General features: G+C 43.5%; 17 protein-coding genes. 1 reads left to right on the top strand and 16 read right to left on the bottom strand.

Features of this window, described 5'->3' with window-relative positions; translation table 11 throughout:
- Nucleotides 1–150: 150 nt before the first annotated feature.
- The 5 genes from B5X60_RS02705 to B5X60_RS02680 form a co-directional block, all read right to left on the bottom strand.
- Complete coding sequence (locus tag B5X60_RS02705; protein ID WP_079701117.1) at nt 151–525, bottom strand: response regulator; 375 nt, start codon at nt 523–525, stop codon at nt 151–153.
- 1,608 nt (nt 526–2,133) lie between these two features.
- The gene (locus tag B5X60_RS18595) at nt 2,134–2,274 is read right to left on the bottom strand and encodes a helix-turn-helix domain-containing protein (protein WP_170878415.1); all 141 of its coding nucleotides are present in this window, start codon (nt 2,272–2,274) and stop codon (nt 2,134–2,136) included.
- Between the two features lie 215 nt (nt 2,275–2,489).
- A complete protein-coding gene (locus B5X60_RS02695; RefSeq protein WP_079701115.1) occupies nt 2,490–3,245 on the bottom strand; it encodes a zinc metalloprotease in 756 nt (251 codons plus the stop codon).
- A gap of 804 nt (nt 3,246–4,049) precedes the next feature.
- A complete protein-coding gene (locus tag B5X60_RS02685) occupies nt 4,050–5,372 on the bottom strand; it encodes a RagB/SusD family nutrient uptake outer membrane protein (protein WP_079701114.1) in 1,323 nt (440 codons plus the stop codon).
- Between the two features lie 18 nt (nt 5,373–5,390).
- Nucleotides 5,391–8,504, bottom strand: a complete 3,114-nt coding sequence (locus B5X60_RS02680) for a SusC/RagA family TonB-linked outer membrane protein (protein WP_079701113.1) — start codon at nt 8,502–8,504, stop codon at nt 5,391–5,393.
- Nucleotides 8,505–8,680: 176 nt separating this feature from the next.
- Between B5X60_RS02680 and B5X60_RS02675 the strand changes: the two genes are divergently transcribed.
- The gene (locus tag B5X60_RS02675; protein ID WP_079701112.1) at nt 8,681–9,511 is read left to right on the top strand and encodes a glycerophosphodiester phosphodiesterase; all 831 of its coding nucleotides are present in this window, start codon (nt 8,681–8,683) and stop codon (nt 9,509–9,511) included.
- A 69-nt stretch (nt 9,512–9,580) separates the two neighbouring features.
- On the opposite strand, the gene B5X60_RS02670 is transcribed toward B5X60_RS02675, so the two are convergent.
- From B5X60_RS02670 to B5X60_RS02620, 11 genes are all read right to left on the bottom strand, one after another.
- Nucleotides 9,581–10,609: a hypothetical protein gene (locus tag B5X60_RS02670; protein WP_079701111.1), complete on the bottom strand. Its 1,029-nt coding sequence runs from the start codon at nt 10,607–10,609 to the stop codon at nt 9,581–9,583.
- Nucleotides 10,610–10,736: 127 nt separating this feature from the next.
- Nucleotides 10,737–10,943, bottom strand: coding sequence for a heavy-metal-associated domain-containing protein (locus B5X60_RS02665; RefSeq protein ID WP_079701110.1), 207 nt, complete (start codon nt 10,941–10,943; stop codon nt 10,737–10,739).
- 25 nt (nt 10,944–10,968) lie between these two features.
- Nucleotides 10,969–13,227 carry a heavy metal translocating P-type ATPase gene (locus B5X60_RS02660; RefSeq protein WP_079701109.1) on the bottom strand — a complete coding sequence of 753 codons (2,259 nt, stop codon included), beginning with the start codon at nt 13,225–13,227 and terminating at the stop codon, nt 10,969–10,971.
- Nucleotides 13,228–13,325: 98 nt separating this feature from the next.
- On the bottom strand, nt 13,326–13,901 hold the full coding sequence (locus tag B5X60_RS02655; RefSeq protein WP_079701108.1) for a helix-turn-helix domain-containing protein: 576 nt from the start codon (nt 13,899–13,901) through the stop codon (nt 13,326–13,328).
- A gap of 49 nt (nt 13,902–13,950) precedes the next feature.
- A complete protein-coding gene (locus tag B5X60_RS02650; protein WP_456073010.1) occupies nt 13,951–16,707 on the bottom strand; it encodes a multicopper oxidase domain-containing protein in 2,757 nt (918 codons plus the stop codon).
- A gap of 93 nt (nt 16,708–16,800) precedes the next feature.
- The gene (locus B5X60_RS02645) at nt 16,801–17,259 is read right to left on the bottom strand and encodes a heme-binding domain-containing protein (RefSeq protein ID WP_079701107.1); all 459 of its coding nucleotides are present in this window, start codon (nt 17,257–17,259) and stop codon (nt 16,801–16,803) included.
- A 3-nt stretch (nt 17,260–17,262) separates the two neighbouring features.
- On the bottom strand, nt 17,263–17,820 hold the full coding sequence (locus B5X60_RS02640) for a DUF3347 domain-containing protein (protein ID WP_079701106.1): 558 nt from the start codon (nt 17,818–17,820) through the stop codon (nt 17,263–17,265).
- A gap of 126 nt (nt 17,821–17,946) precedes the next feature.
- The gene (locus B5X60_RS02635; RefSeq protein WP_079701105.1) at nt 17,947–18,414 is read right to left on the bottom strand and encodes a DUF3347 domain-containing protein; all 468 of its coding nucleotides are present in this window, start codon (nt 18,412–18,414) and stop codon (nt 17,947–17,949) included.
- A 73-nt stretch (nt 18,415–18,487) separates the two neighbouring features.
- Entirely contained in the window at nt 18,488–19,009 is a 522-nt protein-coding gene (locus B5X60_RS02630; RefSeq protein WP_079701104.1) for an HYC_CC_PP family protein, read from the bottom strand.
- Nucleotides 19,010–19,087: 78 nt separating this feature from the next.
- Nucleotides 19,088–19,825 carry a DNA-formamidopyrimidine glycosylase family protein gene (locus B5X60_RS02625; protein WP_079701103.1) on the bottom strand — a complete coding sequence of 246 codons (738 nt, stop codon included), beginning with the start codon at nt 19,823–19,825 and terminating at the stop codon, nt 19,088–19,090.
- Nucleotides 19,826–19,905: 80 nt separating this feature from the next.
- Nucleotides 19,906–20,208 carry a hypothetical protein gene (locus B5X60_RS02620; RefSeq protein WP_079701102.1) on the bottom strand — a complete coding sequence of 101 codons (303 nt, stop codon included), beginning with the start codon at nt 20,206–20,208 and terminating at the stop codon, nt 19,906–19,908.
- Nucleotides 20,209–20,268: the final 60 nt, after the last annotated feature.

Here is a 20,268-nt window from a genome sequence, read left to right as displayed (position 1 = left end):
GCCACTTGTTTCTGGCCGAAGGCACCGATTACCGATTACCGGGCGAAGCCACCCTTTTCTGTCCGAAGGCACCGATTACTGATTACCAGGCGAAGCCACCTGTTTCTGTCCGAAGGCACCGATTACTGATTACCGGGCGAAGCCACGTTATTAAGCACACAATTGCCTTTCTACCCTTTGCAATAACGTCTCATGGTTAAATGGCTTCAGTACTACATCGTTTGCACCAACATGCTGGATTGTATTGTAAATTTCGGGTTTACCAGATATAATAATGATGGGGATGTGGCTCGTCTGAGGATTATTTTTGATAGACTGACAGATGATACGGCCATCTACATCACCCAGAAATATATCTGTGATCACCAGGCTTGGCTTTTTCTCTTCGACTAAAGACATAGCATCTAATCCGGTGGACGATGTATATACATCAAACCCCTTAACCGTCAGGATTGACTCTATTGTTGCAAGTACGTCGGCATCATCTTCTATTACCAATATCTTATGTTTCTTGCTGTTTTTCATGAACAGAAGTAATACAAAATAGATGCCATTTTAATTTGGGTAAGGCGACGATTCAATACCCACGGCCAATTGCCCTCATTCAACAGGCCTCGGCGGTCACTGCGCCTTCTCCCAGCGTTCAGCATCTCTCAATTCTCCACTCTCAACTCCCCACTTTTAAGCGTTTAGTAACTGTCAACCCTCAACTCTCAACTTTTAAGCGTTTAGTAACTGTCAACTCTCAACCCTCAACCCTCAACTTTTAATCGTTTAGTAACTGTCAACTCTCCACTCTCAACTCTCAACTTTTAAGCGTCTAGTAACTGTCAACTCTCAACTCTCAACCCTCAACTTTTAAGCGTTTAGTAACTGTCAACTCTCAACTCTCAACCCTCAACTTTTAATCGTTTAGTAACTGTCAACTCTCCACTCTCAACTCTCAACTTTTAAGCGTCTAGTAACTGTCAACTCTCAACTCTCAACCCTCAACTTTTAAGCGTTTAGTAACTGTCAACTCTCAACTCTCAACCCTCAACTTTTAAGCGTTTAGTAACTGTCAACTCTCCACTCTCAACTCTCAACTTAAAAAATAATTTTTAGCAGAGTCTTCATACTTACCACCTATTTCGCTTTCGATGGACAGATTCATCTACTAACGGCACCATTGGGGACTTGAACCCTGACTGTAATGCACCAGCCTTATTCAGTTGACGGTGGACGGTTGACGGTTGACAGTAGCATGATGCATAGCCAGTCGGATAAGTAGCGCTCCTCTCCGTATAGCCGCTGTCAACCCTCACCTGTCAACTATGAGGGAGGTCCCCGTCCACTTAACCGCCCCAATCTTTGCTCTTTGTTCCCTGCCTTGCCGGCAGGCAGGTTTGTTCCTTGCTCCCTCATTCCACGTACCTGGCTACCTTATAAATCGACCGCACCAACAGCTTCCTTCGGTACACCCCATCTCCTGCCCGACCACCGCCCGCTCAGCCCGTGGGTGAATACATTAAATTTTGATCTTGCCATTTTAGTAAACTTTAAAAGTTTAAAAAATCAGCGCCTCTGTTATACCGGTATGTGGTGCTCGGATCAAACATCGCAAGGATTCAAAAGCCAGCGAAATTCTGACCGGATTTGACCGAATTTGACCGGGTTTGACCGACCTCGTGGCATAAACCCGCAGAAAATGGTGTGATTATGAAAAACCCGCAGGTTTACGCAAGGTTAAAGACAGTGCTATCTCAGGGTAATCTCAGGGTGATCTCAGTGTGATCTCAGGGTGAAGAACAAAGGAGAATTTGGATCGGGATATGTGCGGTTTTTAGGTACAAACCTGCAAGTCTTACTGACATAAGCTCGCTGTGCACTCCGTGAACTTTGTATTCTTCCTCTGTGCACTCCGCGTTAAAACCTTAACGCTTTACAAGCCGGAGGCTTTCACATAATGTTAATTTCACCGCGAAGGACACAGAGGAAGGAATGGAGCACACTGAGGAAGACAGGGGTAAGATTTTTTGTCCTGGGTTTAAGAATTTATTGGGTCCTTAAATTTAACAGACTAGAGGTTCCAGCCTGCGCTGGAATGACATGGCTTTTTAGTAAAATTAGGAGATTCCAGCCTGCGCTGGAATCCTATTTCATAAACCTGTTCACCAAGTCTAAAACTGCTTGCCGATGGTAATAACATCTGCCCCCAATTTTGAAGTACGGCAGGATGCCATCCCTACGACGCCGATAAACGGAGCTGGTACTCCAATGTAGATTATTTCTCAGGTCGGTATCATCCCACCAGTCGCCTAACTCGGCAGCTCAATTCCCTTTATCTGCATATGCAAAATCAGTTGCTTCCCGGCTTCCAAATAGCTAGTTCCGGAACTACCTTGGTTAAAACTTAGTCCCACTTGAAATATTGGGTCCGCCAGGAGCACTGCAGCCACAATTACCATCAATTGTTTTGAGGAACTTTCTAAGAAAACAACGATCGCAGGCTATTCCGTATTTGTTCGACTGTTTGCTGCCAAATCTTGAAGACATGCTTCATCAAAATACCTGAGGGGCTGGTCCTGGTTCCTGTCTATTACCGCGTACATTATACAATCCTCATTTTCGCAATGGGCTTCGCGTTTCCGGTCATCATGATCGCTCATCATTGGGGACCCTTTATTAACCAGGCCCAGCAGGTGACCAAATTCATGGAGTAAAAGCTCGGTCTCTAATATTTCCGACCTTGACGCTTCGAAAGCGTTGAGGCGATTCCGTAGTGACTTTCCATAAATAATTATTGTCGTGTTTCGAAAAGCCTGCCCCAGGATATATTTATTATGAAACTGCCCGTTTGTATATAGAATGTAAATTGCGATTTGATCTTTCTTAGTCTTGATCACCCGGTTCGCCCTTCTCAAAGTGTCCACTTCATTCCTTGTTAAAAGCGTATCCTTTACAGCGGCAATTTCCTTTACGAAAATCTTTACGCCTTCCGGTTTATTCAAACACTGATTTAAAAATACCCTGAGATTCGCTATGGCATTCATATCTGGTCTGAAGCCAGTCATGTAATGTATTTCCACTCGTAAGGACTTGTATTTATCGGCACGCAGCAGATCCCCTGCCGACTCCCCGAAGTTCTGTTCGTGGAAAGAGAAATCCACGTCATCCTGTAAGCTCAACTGCTTCCTGTTTTCACAGCTTATACCCAGTAACACTAATGCTAAAAGTACCACTCCCCCAGTCTTAATCAATCGCATGCAGAGTCCGATCTTATGTCAAGATGAATGTTAAATGGTTCGACGATTTGTCAGATATTTTCCTAAATCGGGACGATATTATTTTTTCCAAACTGTCCTTATGAATTTTGCACTTGAAAATTCTTTCCCGTTAATTTTATTGTTGCACATGCCGTGATCCCAGCCTCGACGTATTTCTGTATTACTGGTTTCTGTGTAGTATAGGGTATCATTACAATTGCAGACAGTAGGATCAGTATTAATACTTTCATTACTTATGTATTTATTATCAAGTCGGTAGAATAGTCTCCTGTGATGAACACTTCAGCTATTACTTTGTGTGAACTGATTTGCTTCTTTCTCTCCCGTTTCCCTAATAGAGCCGTTTAGGGAATACCCAATTATGGCATTAAATGCATCACCTTTCTCGCGCCAACCAGGCAGATCAGTATCCAAGACCATTACTAATTACCTGATTACCTCGATCTCCGATTACCCGATTACCGATTACCAATTACCGATTACCGTTCACCTCGATCACCGATTACCCAATTACTGATTACCGATTACCCGATTACTGATTACCGATCACCGATTACTGATTACCAATTACTGATCACTGATCACTGATTACCGATTACTGATTACTGATAACCGTTCACCTCGATCACCGATTACCCGATCACTGATTACCGATTACCGATCACTGATTACCGATCACTGATTACTGATCACTGATTACTCATTACTCATTCTCAACACCCGCACATAAAAAAAGCGCGCCACCCTCATCGGATGCCGCGCTTCGTTTATTAATTTGATCGATTAGTACCCCGGATTTTGAGGCAGTAATTTCGGGTTTCTCGCAAGTTCTACAGATGGAACTGGCCAGATTGATTTATTTATATCGGTAATACCAAGGAACGATTGTAATCGCCCGGTTCTGACAATATCATGCCATTCATGTCCTTCAAATGAAAGCTCAAGTCTGCGCTCCTTATAAAGAGCCGCTCTGAAGTCGGCAAGGGTAGCAGGATTAACAGCTCCAAGCCCCGCCCGGCGCCTAACTTCGTTTAAAAGCTTCAGGGCGTCAGCACTGGGATAGGCTGTTTCCGCTAGTGCTTCAGCTTTCGCTAACATCACTTCCGCCGTACGGAAAACAATGATATTATCATCCCTGGTCCCGCCCCGCGAATACTTTTTCATATAGTTCGCAGCATTAGCAAAGCCGATAGTGGCATCTTTCCGAACATCACCGGTTTCATAGGCATTGAAAAGATCGTTATTGACATCAATGGTTCGTGTGCCTGACAGCGAGCCCGGAAGAAAAGTAGTTGCCAGGTTATTTTGCAGTTGGGTATCATAATTGATCTCAAAAATCGATTCCGCAGAGTTTTTAGTAAGGAACAGGTTCGCATAAGCCACTGTTAAAGTTTCCCCTTTCCGCGATAAAACCTGGTTAGCATCAGCAATTGCTAAAGCGTAGTTCTTTCTCGTCAGATAGATGCGAGCCCCTAATGCATATGCCGCAGCTTTTGTTGCCCTTGCCGTTCTGCCTAATCCTGTGAATGTTTCAGGCAAATTTGCCTTTGCAAAATCAAGGTCGAGAATGATCTGGTTATACACTTCTGCGACTGGAGTTCTTGCAATCTGCAGGCTAGCCACATCCGGACTTTCTGTAGGCTCAGTAACCAATGGCACCGCCCCAAAATATCTGACCAGGTTAAAATACGTGAATGCCCTCAGGAACCGCGCTTCTGCAATTACCGAATTTTTAGCTGCATCGGCCATGCCCGGGATCTTAGGAACATTTTTTATAACCACATTAGCGGAATTAATAAGCACGAACTGCTGGTCCCAAAGCCCCGTATACTGTGAATTATCAGCTACGAAAATCAGGTTATTCAATTGCTCAAACTGCCTGTTGAGGGCATTACCCTTTGTATTTTTTGTTGGCAATTCTGCAAAAAAGATATAATTCGGACCAAGGTTCGCCAGATGGCGGTATGTTCCGATGATGGCTGCTTCAGCGTCCGATTCCCGTGTAAACAAGGACTGGGTACTTACCGAATCTATGGGTTCCTGATCGATCACATCACATGATGAAACCGTCAGGTATAAAAAGATTATTAAATATATTTTCTTCATGATTTCTTTTCTTAAAACTTAGAACGTGGCATTTAAACCTAATGAGAACGACCGGGCTTGAGGATATGAACTCATATCAAACCCAAGCGTGGTGTCATTTCCATTGGCATTTACTTCAGGGTCATATCCACGGTAGTCAGTCCATGTTAAAATATTCTGGCCTGCAGCGTAGATGCGAATATTTTTGATCCCCGCCTTCTGTATTAATGCATTTTGGAAATTGTATCCTAAAGCCACATTTTTTACGCGCAGGAACGAACCATCCTGCAATACCCGGTTAGAAACGGATCCGTTCCGTGTTGGATCACCCCAGGCCGCACGATGCAGCTTTGTGATATCTCCCGGCTTTCTCCAACGCTCACGGGCCAGGGTCGAAGAGTTGAACCAGGTATGCAAGCGGCCGTAAGAATACTCAGCCTGATTAAAGATCATATTGCCATAAACAAAGTGCATAAATACAGAAACATCAAAACCTTTATAAGAAACCGCATTGGTAAAGCCGCCGGTAAATTTAGGTTGTGCGCTGCCTAAGACAACGTTATCAAGAGTCGTTGAAGCCAATGGATTGTTGCCATCACCGTCTACGTCTTGTATGATGTAATTTCCTGTTGCGGGATTGACACCTAAAATATTCCAACCAAAAAAGGTACCTAAAGGATAACCCTGCTTAACAACGCTGGCATAACCATTAAATCCAAGGGGTATATCCCCCCCAGGCAGATTAGTTACTTTGTTCCGGTTAAATGCAATATTGAAATCAGTAGTCCATTTAAAGTCGCCTTTATCGAAATTCACAGTGTTCAGACCTAGCTCTAAACCCTTGTTCTCCACATTTCCTACGTTTTGAACTGAGCTTGTAAAGCCAGAAGAACGTGGCAAAGAAACAGCCAGTAATAAACCTGAAGTGTTTTTCTTATAAATATCTGTTGTGAAATTAATCCTCCCCTTCAGGAAACTTAGGTCCAAACCTATATTCGTCTGTTCGGTACTCTCCCAGGAAAGATCCGGATTCGCTAACTGGGTTTGCGAAAGCCCGCTTGCTCCGATATAATTGAAGCCTCCTGCAAATAACCCTCTTGATGTGAAATTACCGATTTCCTGATTACCGGTTTTGCCCCAGCTTGCCCTAAGCTTCAGATCTTCAAGCCAGGTCAGACCTTTTAAAAAGTTTTCCTGGCCCAGGCGATAAGCTGCCGACACCGAAGGGAAACTTCCGTATTTGTTATTTTCAGCAAATCTCGAAGAACCATCCACACGATAACTGGCAGCTAAGTTGAACTTATCTTTAAATGAATAATTTAACCTGCTGAAGTAAGAGGTAAGTCCCCAGCTTCCACCTGTTGAGGTTGAATTCTTAATTGATGCAGAACCCAGTGTCTGTATAGACTCTAATGCAAAATTGGTAGCTGAAGCAATCGTTCTGTTAAATTTCGATTCCTGGTTAGAATATCCTAACAGTACATTAAAGCGATGATTTTCACTAAGACTCTTGCTGTAATTAAGGGTATTCTCATTAATCCAGCCAATATCCTGGGTCATGCTGTTAGTTCCCGAACCGTTAGAAGTTCTACCCAATACCGTAAGCTTATTAGGTGGAACAAAGAATACCTCTTCCAGTGTTAAATAATCTAATCCGATACTACTTCTGAAATTCAAGCCCTCTAGGATCTTCAACTCTACAAAAGCATTTCCTAAAGCTCTGTTATTAAAGGCATCATTTCTAACCTGGTCGGCAATGATCAGCGGATTATCAATGTTACTGATATAAGGATCATTTGGATTTAAAGAACCGTCGGCATTTCTGGCAGGAACAGCAGGTGATTTAACAATGGCTACCGCCACAATTCCATCGCGGTCGCCCGCACTTACCCGATCTGTTTTTGAGCGGTTCATACTCATGTTGATACCAGCTTTCAGATTTTCATTTATTTTTTGATCGAAATTGAACCTAAAATTCCCCCGGCTGAAACCGCTTCCAATAACTACACCGGTTTGATTCAGATAACTCCCTGACAGGAAATATTGAGTTTTCTGCGTTCCTCCCGACAAGGAAAGTTCATTGTTGGAAATTGGAGCCCTCCTGAATATTTCTTCCTGCCAGTCGGTGGTTGGCAGCGCAGCCGGATTGGCGATCGGCGGGGCATTTCCTACATTTACGTTGGCCTCATTGATCAGCTCTCCCCATTCTGGTCCGCCTAAAAGCGGGATTCGTTTTGCGACTTCCTGAAATCCGAAATAGGTATTGTAGGTAATTTTTGTCTGATCCTGCTTACCTCGCTTGGTAGTGATCACGATAACTCCATTGGAAGCTCTTGACCCATAGATAGCTGCGGCTGAAGCGTCTTTCAGAATATCTATGCTCTCGATATCATTTGGACTGATATTCGAAAGCGGGTTTTGAGCAACAGAGCCTGCAGCTGCTCCAGCATAATTTCCTGTATTCATGGGCACGCCATCAATGACGTATAAAGGATCATTGCCTCCGTTAATCGAACTGGCACCCCTGATCCGTACAGTTGCACGACCGCCGGGAGTACCTGAATCCTGAGTAATATTTACTCCTCCTACTCTACCCTGCAGCAATTGTTCCGGACTGGTAATTGGAAGGTCGGCGAGTTTTTTGTTTGCAACAGATAGTGAACCAATTGCACTCGAAACATCTTTCTTGCTCTGTGTACCATAACCTACCACCACAACTTCATCCAGGGCCTTCTGATCTTCGAGCAGCGTGACATTGATAGCTGTCCGGCTGCCGGACGAAATCTCCTGATCTACAAACCCCAAATAGCTGAACACCAGGATACCTGGCTCGGGAATCGTAATCGTATAATTGCCATCAATATTTGTCGAGGTACCGATGCTTGTGTTTTTCAATCGCACACTAACTCCCGGAAGCGGTGCGCCTTTCGAATCTGTCACGCGACCACGAATTTCCTGTGGCGGCACCAGCCGATCTAACTTCCGGTTTTCAGTTGCCTTGAATTTGTTGTGGGATCCCAGGGACTCGCGGCCCTCCGAATTCATCCCAAAGCTGGCAGTTAAGGAGAGGAAGATGACTCCGTTTACAAGACCCGCAGTCCTGAGAACTGAGACGGGTATCCTGCTTCTAAATAATGGGTACAATTTTCTCATAGTTTTTTATTTGGTGCGTTTTGTAAGAGTGAAGAATGCGACATCTGAAACACCTCATTCAGTTTCACTAATCTAATGAATTTATTGTAAAATGAATCGCTTAAGATTCGGGTTCAGCCAAGGTTGGCGCTTTGATGAATTTCCGTAAATTGCAAGGCCTGCCCTGAAGAATTTTAATGATAAAACTTAGCCTCGCAATATTTACGTGTTTGCTTTACACCCATTGTGCAAATGCCCAACTACCACCCAAGAAAATTGTAGTTAATGGCGTTACCGCCCATCGGGGCCATTCTGCAGCCTTTCCGGAAAATACCCTGGCATCAATTCAGGGAGGAATAGATGCCCGTGCAGATTGGGTTGAACTTGATATTTTTAAAACCAAAGATGGAAAGATAGTGGTATGCCACGACCCTTCTACCGGACGGGTAGCAGATAAAAACCTGGTAATAGCCGACGCTACTTTTGAAGAGCTCTCCAAACTTGATATGGCAACGGATTTTCGAAAGCGCCAGGGACTGACCATCGCTCAATGCCCAATTCAGCGAATTCCTTTATTGAGTGATGCCCTTGCTATGATCATGAAGCAAAAACTGACTAGTTTATCAATACAGCCTAAGACAGATATTGTTGCTGACGCTATTGCGATTGTGCGGGCAGCGGGAGCCGAAAAAATGGTCGGCTTTAACGACGGAAATCTAAAACTAATGTCGGATGTGAAACGTATTGCTCCTCAAATCCCGGTCTTCTGGGATCGTCCTGCGAACACTGATATTGACGAGGACATCCGAATCGCTAAACAAAGAGGCTTTGAGGCACTTATTATCAATTATAAAGGGATAAGTCCTGATATGGTCAGAAAAGTGAAAAATGCCCGCCTACAGGTCGGGGTATGGACAGTAAACAAGCGCGAGGATATGCTGGCACTCCTAAAGATGGGTGTTGAGCGGATTTATAGTGATGATCCGAGCTTATTGATCGAAGTTAAGAGGTCTTTAGGCAACAAATAATTTGCGCAGGCAAATTTCAAACCGGTAAGTATTTCGTTGTGTAAGTCATAAGGCTAGTTCTCACGATCACTAAATAGCTTTAAATTTCACCTGTCTGTCGTCTTCCCAAACACAAAGTATTTTCCCATTAGGCATAACGTAAACCCGCGGTGAAATCCCATTCCCGATCTCCATTGTCGTTTCCGTATTTACTTCTCTGACTTTGACAGTTTTATTATCCTGCCAGGCTATTATAGTCCTGTTCTTGATTTGTGCCATGCTGACGTCCCGGCCAGTTCCCACTTTCATTTCAGCTTTCTTTTCCGACCAAAAATAGACTTCACTATTTCGTCGCCAGGCAGTTGATACAATTCCGCTTTCATTGATTGACAAGCCACCACCGTCCATCGGACAGGCATTCAGGCGCCAGGTATCAGTTCCTGATTTCTTAGGTTCTGAGAAAGATTTGCCTTTATTAATTGAGACTGAATAGTAAACATCCCTTGAGCCCATTAGCCAATTGCGGAATCCAACCACCAGTCGATTATTACTGTAAGTTATGTTAGGCCTGCAACATTCACAAACATGGCCCTCAGGTGATTTGTAGATCATTAGATTTTTTGACCATGCGGACGACTTTCCATTAATGGATGAAAAGAAGATATTATTCTTTTTCTCCATTCTTATATCAAGCCATACCGCATAAAAGTTATCCTCCTTATCGGCCGCCAGAGCCATTAATCCTTCAACTGCTGATCCCTTAATATCGTTAACATTGGCAGACTTACTCCATTGTTTAGTTGAATGATTCAATCGGAATGAATGCACAGTACCTGCTTTATCGATTGCAGAAATCATGGTAAAATTCTTAGAAGATGTAATTTGAGGCCCACGGGTATGACCTAAATGCATTTCTTTTATTTGGCCTACCATAACCGGCTCAGAAAAAGTAAGTCCATTGTTTGCAGAGGTCATACAAAAGATGCGCTCCCCTTCGCCATACACCATGCGAACAATTCCCTTAGTATCTATCGATATATTTGGTTGCTGGCCCTTAATATCGTAAACCCTACTACCGGAAGATATCAGCATAAGGAAGGCAATGGCGAAGTTTATCATATGAATCTAGTTCAGCTTTAAAGATAAGTTGTAATTATCTGTTTACCCGTACTGCTTAAAATTTCATGAAATTAATTTTAGAAAACAAAAAAGCCCTCCGGAGAGAGCTCTGTTCGGTATTTTCAGACTAAACTTTTTCCGCTTCAAATCCTGCCTCTTTAACAGCTGCAATGATTTCTTTTTCTGAACCCTCAGTTCCTACGGTGAGAATCCTTTGCGGATTGTCGAGATCCACCTGCCAGTTATTTTCTCCGGCTGCTTTATTCAAATGAGGAGTTACAGTAGCGAGGCATCCGGTACATTTGATATTGGTCTTAAATTTTAATGTGTTCATTGTTGTAAATATTTATGAGTTAAAATTATTCGAGATTTGATGCTTTTAAGCGTAAGCTGTTTGTTACTACAGATACAGAACTTAAAGCCATAGCTGCTCCTGCAATCATCGGATCGAGCAGGAAACCATTGTAGGAATAGAGAACACCCGCAGCGAGAGGGATTCCGATGACATTATAAATAAATGCCCAGAAGAGGTTCTGTCGAACTGTTTGGACCGTCCGTTTAGATAATTTCAATGCCTTAGGTATCGCTAAAAGGTCGGAAGTTATGAGCGTCATCTTAGCTACGTCCATCGCGATATCCGATCCTTTGCCCATCGCAATGCTAACATCGGCCTGCGCAAGGGCATGCGAATCATTAATTCCGTCTCCAACCATTGCTACTATTTTCCCCTGTGATTGAAGTTCTTTTATAAAATCCGCTTTGTCTGATGGCAGGACTTCAGCTTTATAATGCGTAATTCCCACTTCATGGGCAACAGCAGCAGCAGTCTGTTGATTGTCACCGGTAAGCATATACACCTCAATATTCATTTCCTGAAGTGCTTTAATAGCTTTCGCAGAGGTTTCCTTTACTTTATCAGCAATAGCGATTATCGCCAACACCTCATCCTGATCGGCAAAATAAACTACGGTATTGGCCTTTTGCTGGTATATTTCTGCTTTTCCAGCTAAACGTTCATCGATCCGAATATTATTTTCAGATATCAGTTTTCTGTTCCCCACATAGAATGTGTTGTTCCCTGCGACACCCTTTACCCCCCTGGCGGTAATGCTTTCAAATGATGAAACTTCAGCTCCGGAAACTCCACTTTCTTGTAAGTGTTTAACAACAGCTTCGGCCAGGGGATGCTCCGACTTTATTTCCAGGCTATACAGTATTTCTTTCAACGTATTCATATCAGCCGCCTTTGAATTCCAATCCACACTATTTACCACCGGTTTCCCTTCGGTAATGGTCCCTGTTTTATCGAGAATGACAGCATTTACCTTATGTCCCAATTCCAGGCTTTCGGCATCCTTGATTAGGATATTATTATCAGCACCCTTTCCTATACCCACCATAATTGCTGTGGGAGTTGCAAGGCCTAATGCACAGGGGCAGGCAATAACCAAAACTGTCACCGAGGTCAGCAATGCATGCGTGAATGCATTTTCACCGCCAAGGAGCATCCATGTGAGGAATGTAAGTATCGCAATGCCAATGACTACCGGAACAAATATTCCAGAGATCTTGTCGACAAGCTTTTGAACAGGCGCTTTACTACCTTGTGCTTCCTGTACCATTTTTATGATCTGCGCAAGAAGGGTATCACTCCCTACTTTCTGTGCCTTGAACTGGAAGCTTCCTTTTTGGTTGATGGTTCCGGCAAATACGCGCTCGTCTTTCATTTTTTCCACAGGTACTGGTTCTCCGGAGATCATGCTCTCATCTACATAGGAAGATCCGGAAATAACTTTTCCATCGACGGGGATCTTCTCCCCTGGCCTGACCATTATAATATCACCTTTATCTACAGAAGCAATAGGAACTTCCTTTTCGGCACCATCAATTATTATTTTGACCGTTTTAGGCTGTAAGCCCATCAGTTTCCTGATTGCTGATGAGGTATTGGACTTCGCTCTTTCCTCGAGCAATTTACCTAATGAAATAAAAGCGATGATTACGGAAGCTGCTTCATAATAAACGTGGGGGTGCAATCCCCGTTGATGCCAGAATTCAGGGTAGAACGTATTAAAAGCACTAAATAAAAATGCAATGCCTGTACTCAAAGCTACCAGCGTATCCATGTTAGCCTTGCCATGGCTCGCCTGCTTCCAGGCATTGATAAAGAAAGATCGGCCAAACCAAAACAGCACCGGGGCTGTAAGGATCATGGAGATCCACGGTGAATAAGGTGCGTCCATAAAGAACATGCCCAGTACAACAACTGGTAAAGAAAGTATTGATGCCCAGATGGTCCTGTGCTTTATTTCCTGATAATGCTTGTGCTGGAGCTCTTCCTGAACTTCCGTGGGGTTTTCGACATCGACAAGTATATCATAGCCAATAGAACGAACTGCCTTTTGTAATTCCAAAGGACTCGTTTGCTTCTCATCATATTCTGCCCAGGCCGTCTGATTCGCGAAGTTGACACCAGCATCCGAAACACCAGATGAAGATTTGAGCATCGATTCGACACTGACGGCACAGGCTGCACAAGTCATTCCGGTAACCGGAAAAGTCTTTCTGCTAGCTTTATTCGATTTGCCTGAGGTTTGAATTGCTGTAGTTGCTGACATAAGCTTGTTTGTATACTACAAAATTACGCCAGTTTCGGTGCCGGATTCTTACAAAATTCAGTGAAAGAGTTACATTACTTCATGTTTATACAGGGCATTCAAATAGAATCTAAGGATTTCCTGTTCTTATCAATAGCCCTGGTTTTTTTAAATTGTGAAGGAGTTTGCCCTGTGATCTTCTTAAACTGCGCTGACAGGTGGGCTATGCTGCTATAACCAATCCTATCAGCTATCTCACCCAGACTGAGTTCATCGTAGAATAGAAGTTCCTTAACCTTTTCGATTTTTTGCCGGATAATATATTGTTCCAGGGTAATCCCTTCAACTGACGAGAATAAGGCACTCATGTAATTGTACTCATGAAAGAGCTTGTCGGAAATAAGCTTCGGCCAATTTATTTTCTCTTCTAAAGTATCAGCGCGGTGAATTTTCTCGATAATGAGATTTTTTATCTGTTCAATCAACCTGGTTCTGTTATTATCCAGCAATTCGAATCCAAGTCCTTTTAACCTCACCTGAAGTAGAGAACGAGTATCCTCGTCGAGCTCATTTTCTTCTAACCTTACCACACCCATTTCGACAAGGATAGGGTGCAGTCCGAGGCTGTTTAATTCGTTGCTTACCGCTGCAATACAGCGGTTGCAAACCATATTTTTTATATGCAGTTCGAGCATCTTTTCAAAATTCAGTGTTCAAATTCCTAATCTAGAATTTCAAAATTTATTAATAAGTTACGGTAATTCCGCCCCCTAATCCCATATCACTATCGTAATGGGTGGAAAGCGAGAAATACTTAGTTACTATATATCTCAGACCTCCCATATACTCTTTATCGGTATTACCCATTAAATTGAATCGAAGCCGGGGGCTAAGCGGAATATCTTCTCTCATCAACTGAAACCTGAATTTCCCTTTGCTGTCGGCCCTCATTTCTGCTATAAATAACATCGGCAGCGTGTATTGCACCCCTGCAACAAATGCCTTGCGGTTATCCTGGTTACTCATTTGACCAAACATGTTTTTCTCGACCATGCTCCCCATACTATTCTGATGGTAGTCAAAGCCGATAAACGGAAACCACCACTGCATCCGGCCGATATATCGGCCAAAGTAAGTTTCCACCTCGTTTCCATGATCCTGCTTTAAGCCTAATCGCCACTCCGTAGACAGCCGGAGCCTTGTATTAGCCAACATGAATTCCCCATCACTTCCATTACTCTCCAGGCCTATAGAACCCATCGGATGAAACATACGGTCGTCTCTGAATAAGCGGCGCTGGGCAAGCTTAGGATCTGGTACGTCTGGATTAGGGGCTGAGTTTTCATAGCTAAAGATTCTTCCCATACCGCTCATCATATGATATAAAATATGGCAGTGGAAAAACCAGTCGCCGCCAGGCTCTGTTGCTGCGAATTCAATCGTGTCCAATTCCATGGGCATAATGTCTATGACATTTTTCATCGGAGCTTGCTCGCCCTGGTCGTTCAGCACACGAAAATCATGACCATGCAGGTGCATGGGGTGACGCATCATACTGTTATTAAAAAGGATAATTCGTAAGTTCTCCCCTTTCTTGATCAGGATCTTGTCTGACTCAGATACGGTCTTATTATCCAGCGTCCACACATACCGGTTCATATTGCCTGTCAGATCAAATCGTAACTCCCGCACAGGGCCGGGAGGAAGTGTCGTTTTCTTGGGGTCACGAAGCATGTTATAGTTCAAAGTCACGATATCTCTTGCATCACTATCCTTATCAGCCATATTGTGACCGGAATGATCCATCGGTTTTACCGCGTCATTCATCTTCATTTCAGATACAGTATCTATTTCGGCAGTATCACTCGCAATCTCAGGTCCTGTGATTTCCGGATACATCACGGTATTCATGTCCATGATCTGGTTTTGCATCTTCATACCTTCCATCTGAACCATATTTCCCTGCATATCCATCATCTCATTCATCATCTTCATTCCTGCAAAATATTTCAGCCTTGGCAATGGTTCCGCAGGCACCTTAGGTCCGCTGCCTAACCATAGTGATGTTGACTTGGTGCGGTCTTCGGCAGTCGCTAAAAACTCGTAAGCTTTGTTTTCAGGAATTGTAACGACCACATCGTAAGTCTCTGAAACAGCGATGATCAGCCGGTCTACTTCAAGCGGCTCTACATCATTCCCATCAGTAGCAACTACCGTCATCTTCCCTCCGGAATATTTTAGCCAGAAGTAAGTGGAAGCACCTGCATTTGCTATGCGAAGCCTTACTTTGTCACCTGCTTTAAATTGCGGCTGTTCGTATTGGTTCTTGCCGTTGATTAGAAAGCGGTCGTAATATACATCACTCACATCCATGGCGTTCATGCGCTTCCATTCATTTGCAACCTTGATGTTAAAATGCCCTCCCCTGATAGCTTCAGAATAACTCTGTGTGCTTCCCTTTTTTATAGCAAACCAATCGGTAGCTGCATGCAAACTTCGATCAACTTCCTTAGGATTCATGTCGGTCCATTCACTTAACATGACCGGTACGGTGGGAATATCCCATTCGTTGCGCTTCAGCATGATAAATGCACCATACATTCCAATCTGCTCCTGTAATCCGGTGTGGCTATGATACCAATGCGTACCGTGTTGAATGATAGGAAACCTGTATACGTGAGTAGTACCGGGCTTAATAGGCATTTGAGTCAGATTTGGAACGCCATCATAGCGATTGGGCAGAAAAAGGCCGTGCCAGTGCAATGACGTTTCTTCTTTTAAGCGGTTATGAACGTGTATTTCCGCAGTGTCGCCCTGGGTAAATGTAAGTGTTGGCATGGGGATCTGTCCATTAACCGCGATAGCCCGTTTGGCTTTGCCTGTAAAATTCACGGTCGTATCGGCAATGTACAAATCATACTTCACTGTCCTTGGCGGGGTATTGTTTGCAATAGTTTTAATCGGACCAAGGTTAGCTTTGGCAATTTTAATTGGATCCGTCTCGTTTATACCGTCCTCCACTCCACTCTCTGCCGTGGGCATCACATGGTTCCTGTGATCTTCTGCGGGTTCTGCAATGGGTTCAGGCTTTCCCGGTAGGCCTTCATTCTTTGACGGGACGGCCGGGCTCGCTTTTTTCGCTGGAGCGGCCTTTTTAGCTGGTGCAGAACGTTCCGGAGCTGCCGATTTCTGAACTACCAGTTTCATCCCGCATTTAGGACAATTACCAGGTTTATTGGATTTTACCTCGGGATGCATAGGGCAGGTATACACAACAGCCGATTGTAGAGCGGGGCTTGCTTTAGCAGGACTTGCAGCTTTCGCAGGACTTAAAGCTTTTGGAGCGGGAGTCTTTTTAACCGGGGGACGGGCCGCAGGCTTTGGGGCTTTCGCCTTCTGTAATACTAGCTTCATCCCGCATTTAGGACAATTGGCTGGTTTAGCCGACTTCACCTCTGGATGCATTGGACATACATAAACAGCCTGCACAGCTGCGGACACGGAATGAGTATGCTCTGGGCGCTCCGCATACAGCGATTGCCCGAAACAAAAGCTAATGAGCAGTAGTATAAATAGCTTATTATTCATCATTGATTAATTAGAAATTTCATTCAAGGCTCCTTCAAGCCATTCGTTTAACAATTTTTGATCGGTTTGGGATAGATCAGCCTCCCTGTGAACAGCCTTGTAAGAAGGTAGCGGCATACTTTTGTCTTCAATTGAACCTTGTATTGACTTCAGTTTACTGCGCTGCCGCCGTTTTGAGTATTCCCCAAACTCATCAAAATTTAACTCTGCCTTACCCTCCTTAATGTGCGAAGCCAACCACCAGGCCCCAGGTTGCAAAACAGCATACCAGGGATACCGGGTATTATTGCTATGGCAATCATAGCAGGAGTTCTGCAAAATCGCCTGAACTTCAGAAGGCACTCTGATCACCGTGGCAATACCTGCCTTTGAAACCTCCGAGCTTCGATTACGTGCTGGCTGGAAAAATTGGATTAAAACAAAAATTGCCAATACAATCATTGAACCTTTCTTAATCCGGTTCATTGCTTAATTCAGCTCTTCTTTAACAGTGCCACACGTTAACATTGCTTGACCTAAATAAGGGTTGCTCACTTCTTTGCTTTCGCTTAACCAGTTAGCACCTTTGTTTTTATTATACATCGGACAGTTTGTATAGTACAGCTTTTGCCCTGCCCCCATCACTTTAACGAGCTCATACATCTCCGCACTCAGGGTTTCAAAGTGTTCCCGCTGATGAACCAGGTTTCCTTTGTTTGAAGCAATATGTTCCGCATGTTCAATCGCGTCAGCTTCAATATCATTATATACTTTGGTCTGGTCGGCATTTAATGCAGTTTTATCAAACCCTTGCAACGAACCGGCAAGCTTAGTTGCCGCACTAGCGGCATCCGCATCGTTATCCTTTGTAAGGGCATTCTTAATTTCCAGATAATCTCCAAGGATGTTGCTGACAGTTTTTGCAGGAGTGCTACCCTCATTCGATACCGACGTTGTACTGTCCGCCAGTTTTTTTTCAGATCCAACATTGTTGCAGGCAACAAAAAGAGTTGCTGCCAGGGTAAGGCTTAATAGGATTGTCTTCATGTCTTTAATTTTTACGATAGCAATCTTGAATGATGCAATCGTGTCAGTTTTAGAAAAGTTTCAGTTAATGATGAATTGAATTTTATAAACCATAGGTAAAATGACACCTATGGTTTTCCAAACTGCTTATTTCAGAGTTTCCACTACCTTGCCGCAGCTAAGCATGGAACTGCCATAATATGGGTTCTTAATTGCCGGGGCATTGCTCAACCAGCTGGCTTTTACCATTGGGCAAAACGCTTTGTAAACCGGATCAGAACTGAGCCTGGTGGCCTTGGCGAGTTCAAACATATTCTCAGAGAAAGCCGAAAAATACTCCCGGTGCTTTTTGAGTTCCTTGGTTTTAGCAATACTTGAAGCATCTTTCACTAACGCTGCCCTGCTTGCCTCAGTTAAATTTGAAGCTTCTGCTGCTGCCTTAATAAAGTCATTGGCTTTGGCACTGGCCAAACCTGCGTTTCCGCTAACTAAGGCATCTTTAATCGCATAATATTCGGAAAGTATGGTACTTAAGGCCGCTGTTTTTTCCTGAGCAAAAGAGGCCTGACTAAACGTGGCTGCCACCATAGCAACCATTAAAAATATCTTTTTCATATGTTTTGATTTAATGTGTAAGCAAAAACAACCGTGATGGAAAAACCATTAAGGACATTGGCAAACGAAAAAATCAAATCAGGAAACTTTGAATAGCAATGCGGGTATCTGGTATTGGGGGGTGATGATTCCGGGTTAAATACCTAGAATTCGGATGATGTAATGATCTGGTGAAAGCTTCTGCATTGTAAAAAGCCTTGATAAAAAGTATTATGAAGTCCGGCTGGAAGTTGAAATTGACTGCCTTTTGGGTTAGCTTATCACATTTCTCAAATTTCGCTGCTTCGTCTCTGCAACAGTCATCCGGGGTACTTTCTGTTCGCTTACTGTGGTCTGACTCCCAGTGCGAATTATCAGCCCTATGATCATGTGTATTCTTCATGTCTGCAGATCTATGCTCATGACCAACTACTGAAGAATGACTATGCTTGTTTCGAGCCGTTGCGGGCGAGCTTTTACCCTCCCCTGCATTATGATGGTTCTTATTATAACCCATATCAATCCCTGTTGCACATGCAAAACTCACCACCGTACTCAAAGAAAATACGATCAGGAGAAAAATTGCCTTAAGCTTTATGGATTGATTTCGCTTCATCTATACGTGCAACAAAGATATGTCCTATTTGATTTCAGGGTTTATATAATTCATTGAATTTTTTATAAAATTTCCGCATTAGGCATAAACCTTCTGGCACTCATCGCACCAATGGCATTTGCGGCCATTCTTCCCAATTTCTTCATGCTTGATGGGTGTACCATGAACCGGGCATGTTTTCTTAAGATATACCGAAAAGTGATTTTTTGCCACCCCTTTCTCTTCCCAATCCAGGTAATCAAAGGAAAAATCAACGGCCTCTTTGATGATCTCCTTACGCTTATTTATGGGCAAAGCTCCAACTGTACTGGCAGGATGGACTTTCGTTCTGTAAAGAGCTTCATTTACACCTTTGTTCCCTAACCCGTTAAATATATCCTGATCGATCAGCATGTCTGAGATTAGTTCATCCTCATGCTTTGCTAGCTTCCCCAGGGCCTTTGTCGCGTCCCATTTCGGGTTCATAACATCCGTGGTCCAATCGAATACCTCATCCAGCGGCTCATCGATATAGTAGATCGTGCCAGCATAGAAGCTGAATTCGCCCTTGCTAAACTTCAAACCGAGACGTAGTTTCCCCTTCTCATTACTTTCATTGATCTTCACTTTCCCAAACATCAGCAGGTGGTAGCGCACGGTAAAATCAGAAAGTCGAATCAGGATCTGCTTTCCAAAAACCAGGATTTCTTTTATGGTTTCCCCTTCAAGCCGCTTTGGCTCGAAATCCTTTTCCTGGGTTGTGGCTTTTATGATTTTTTGTCCTACGAAGGGCTGTAGATCTTTAACAATAAGTCTTATCTGAGGAGCTTCTGGCATAGTGTAACTGCTTTAGGATTACAAATTTAATAAAAGGCCGGATTGTTTCTGATCCTGGTAAACTGGAAAAAATATCTCATTCAGAAAAACTTAAGACCATCATCTTCAACATGTTTACTGCTTTCACCGAAATTGATAATGAACTTCGCTACTTGTTCCTGTTCAGCAATGGTCAGGACATCTCCATCGTAGATCCAAAACCCTTCGGTGTCAAATAAGATACGTCCAAAATAATCTGGGTTTTCACTGTAAGCCGTGAATAACTCGTAGCTAACAATTCCGCTGGCCGCTGTATTGCCGATAATTTTTACAACTTCATTAGGGCCGCGTTCGCGCTTGATCCAGGCTTTTGCCTCATTCATCAGACTGGTGTTGTGCATCATGATAGAACAAAAGTGGAAATAATTCTGGTGATAACAGAATTATTTACTAATTATTTTAGC

This window comes from Daejeonella lutea, from assembly GCF_900168015.1.
GTDB classification, from domain to species: Bacteria; Bacteroidota; Bacteroidia; order Sphingobacteriales; family Sphingobacteriaceae; genus Daejeonella; species Daejeonella lutea.
The sequence above is the reverse complement of the archived record's forward strand: the minus strand, read 5'-3'. Positions and strand labels throughout refer to the sequence as shown.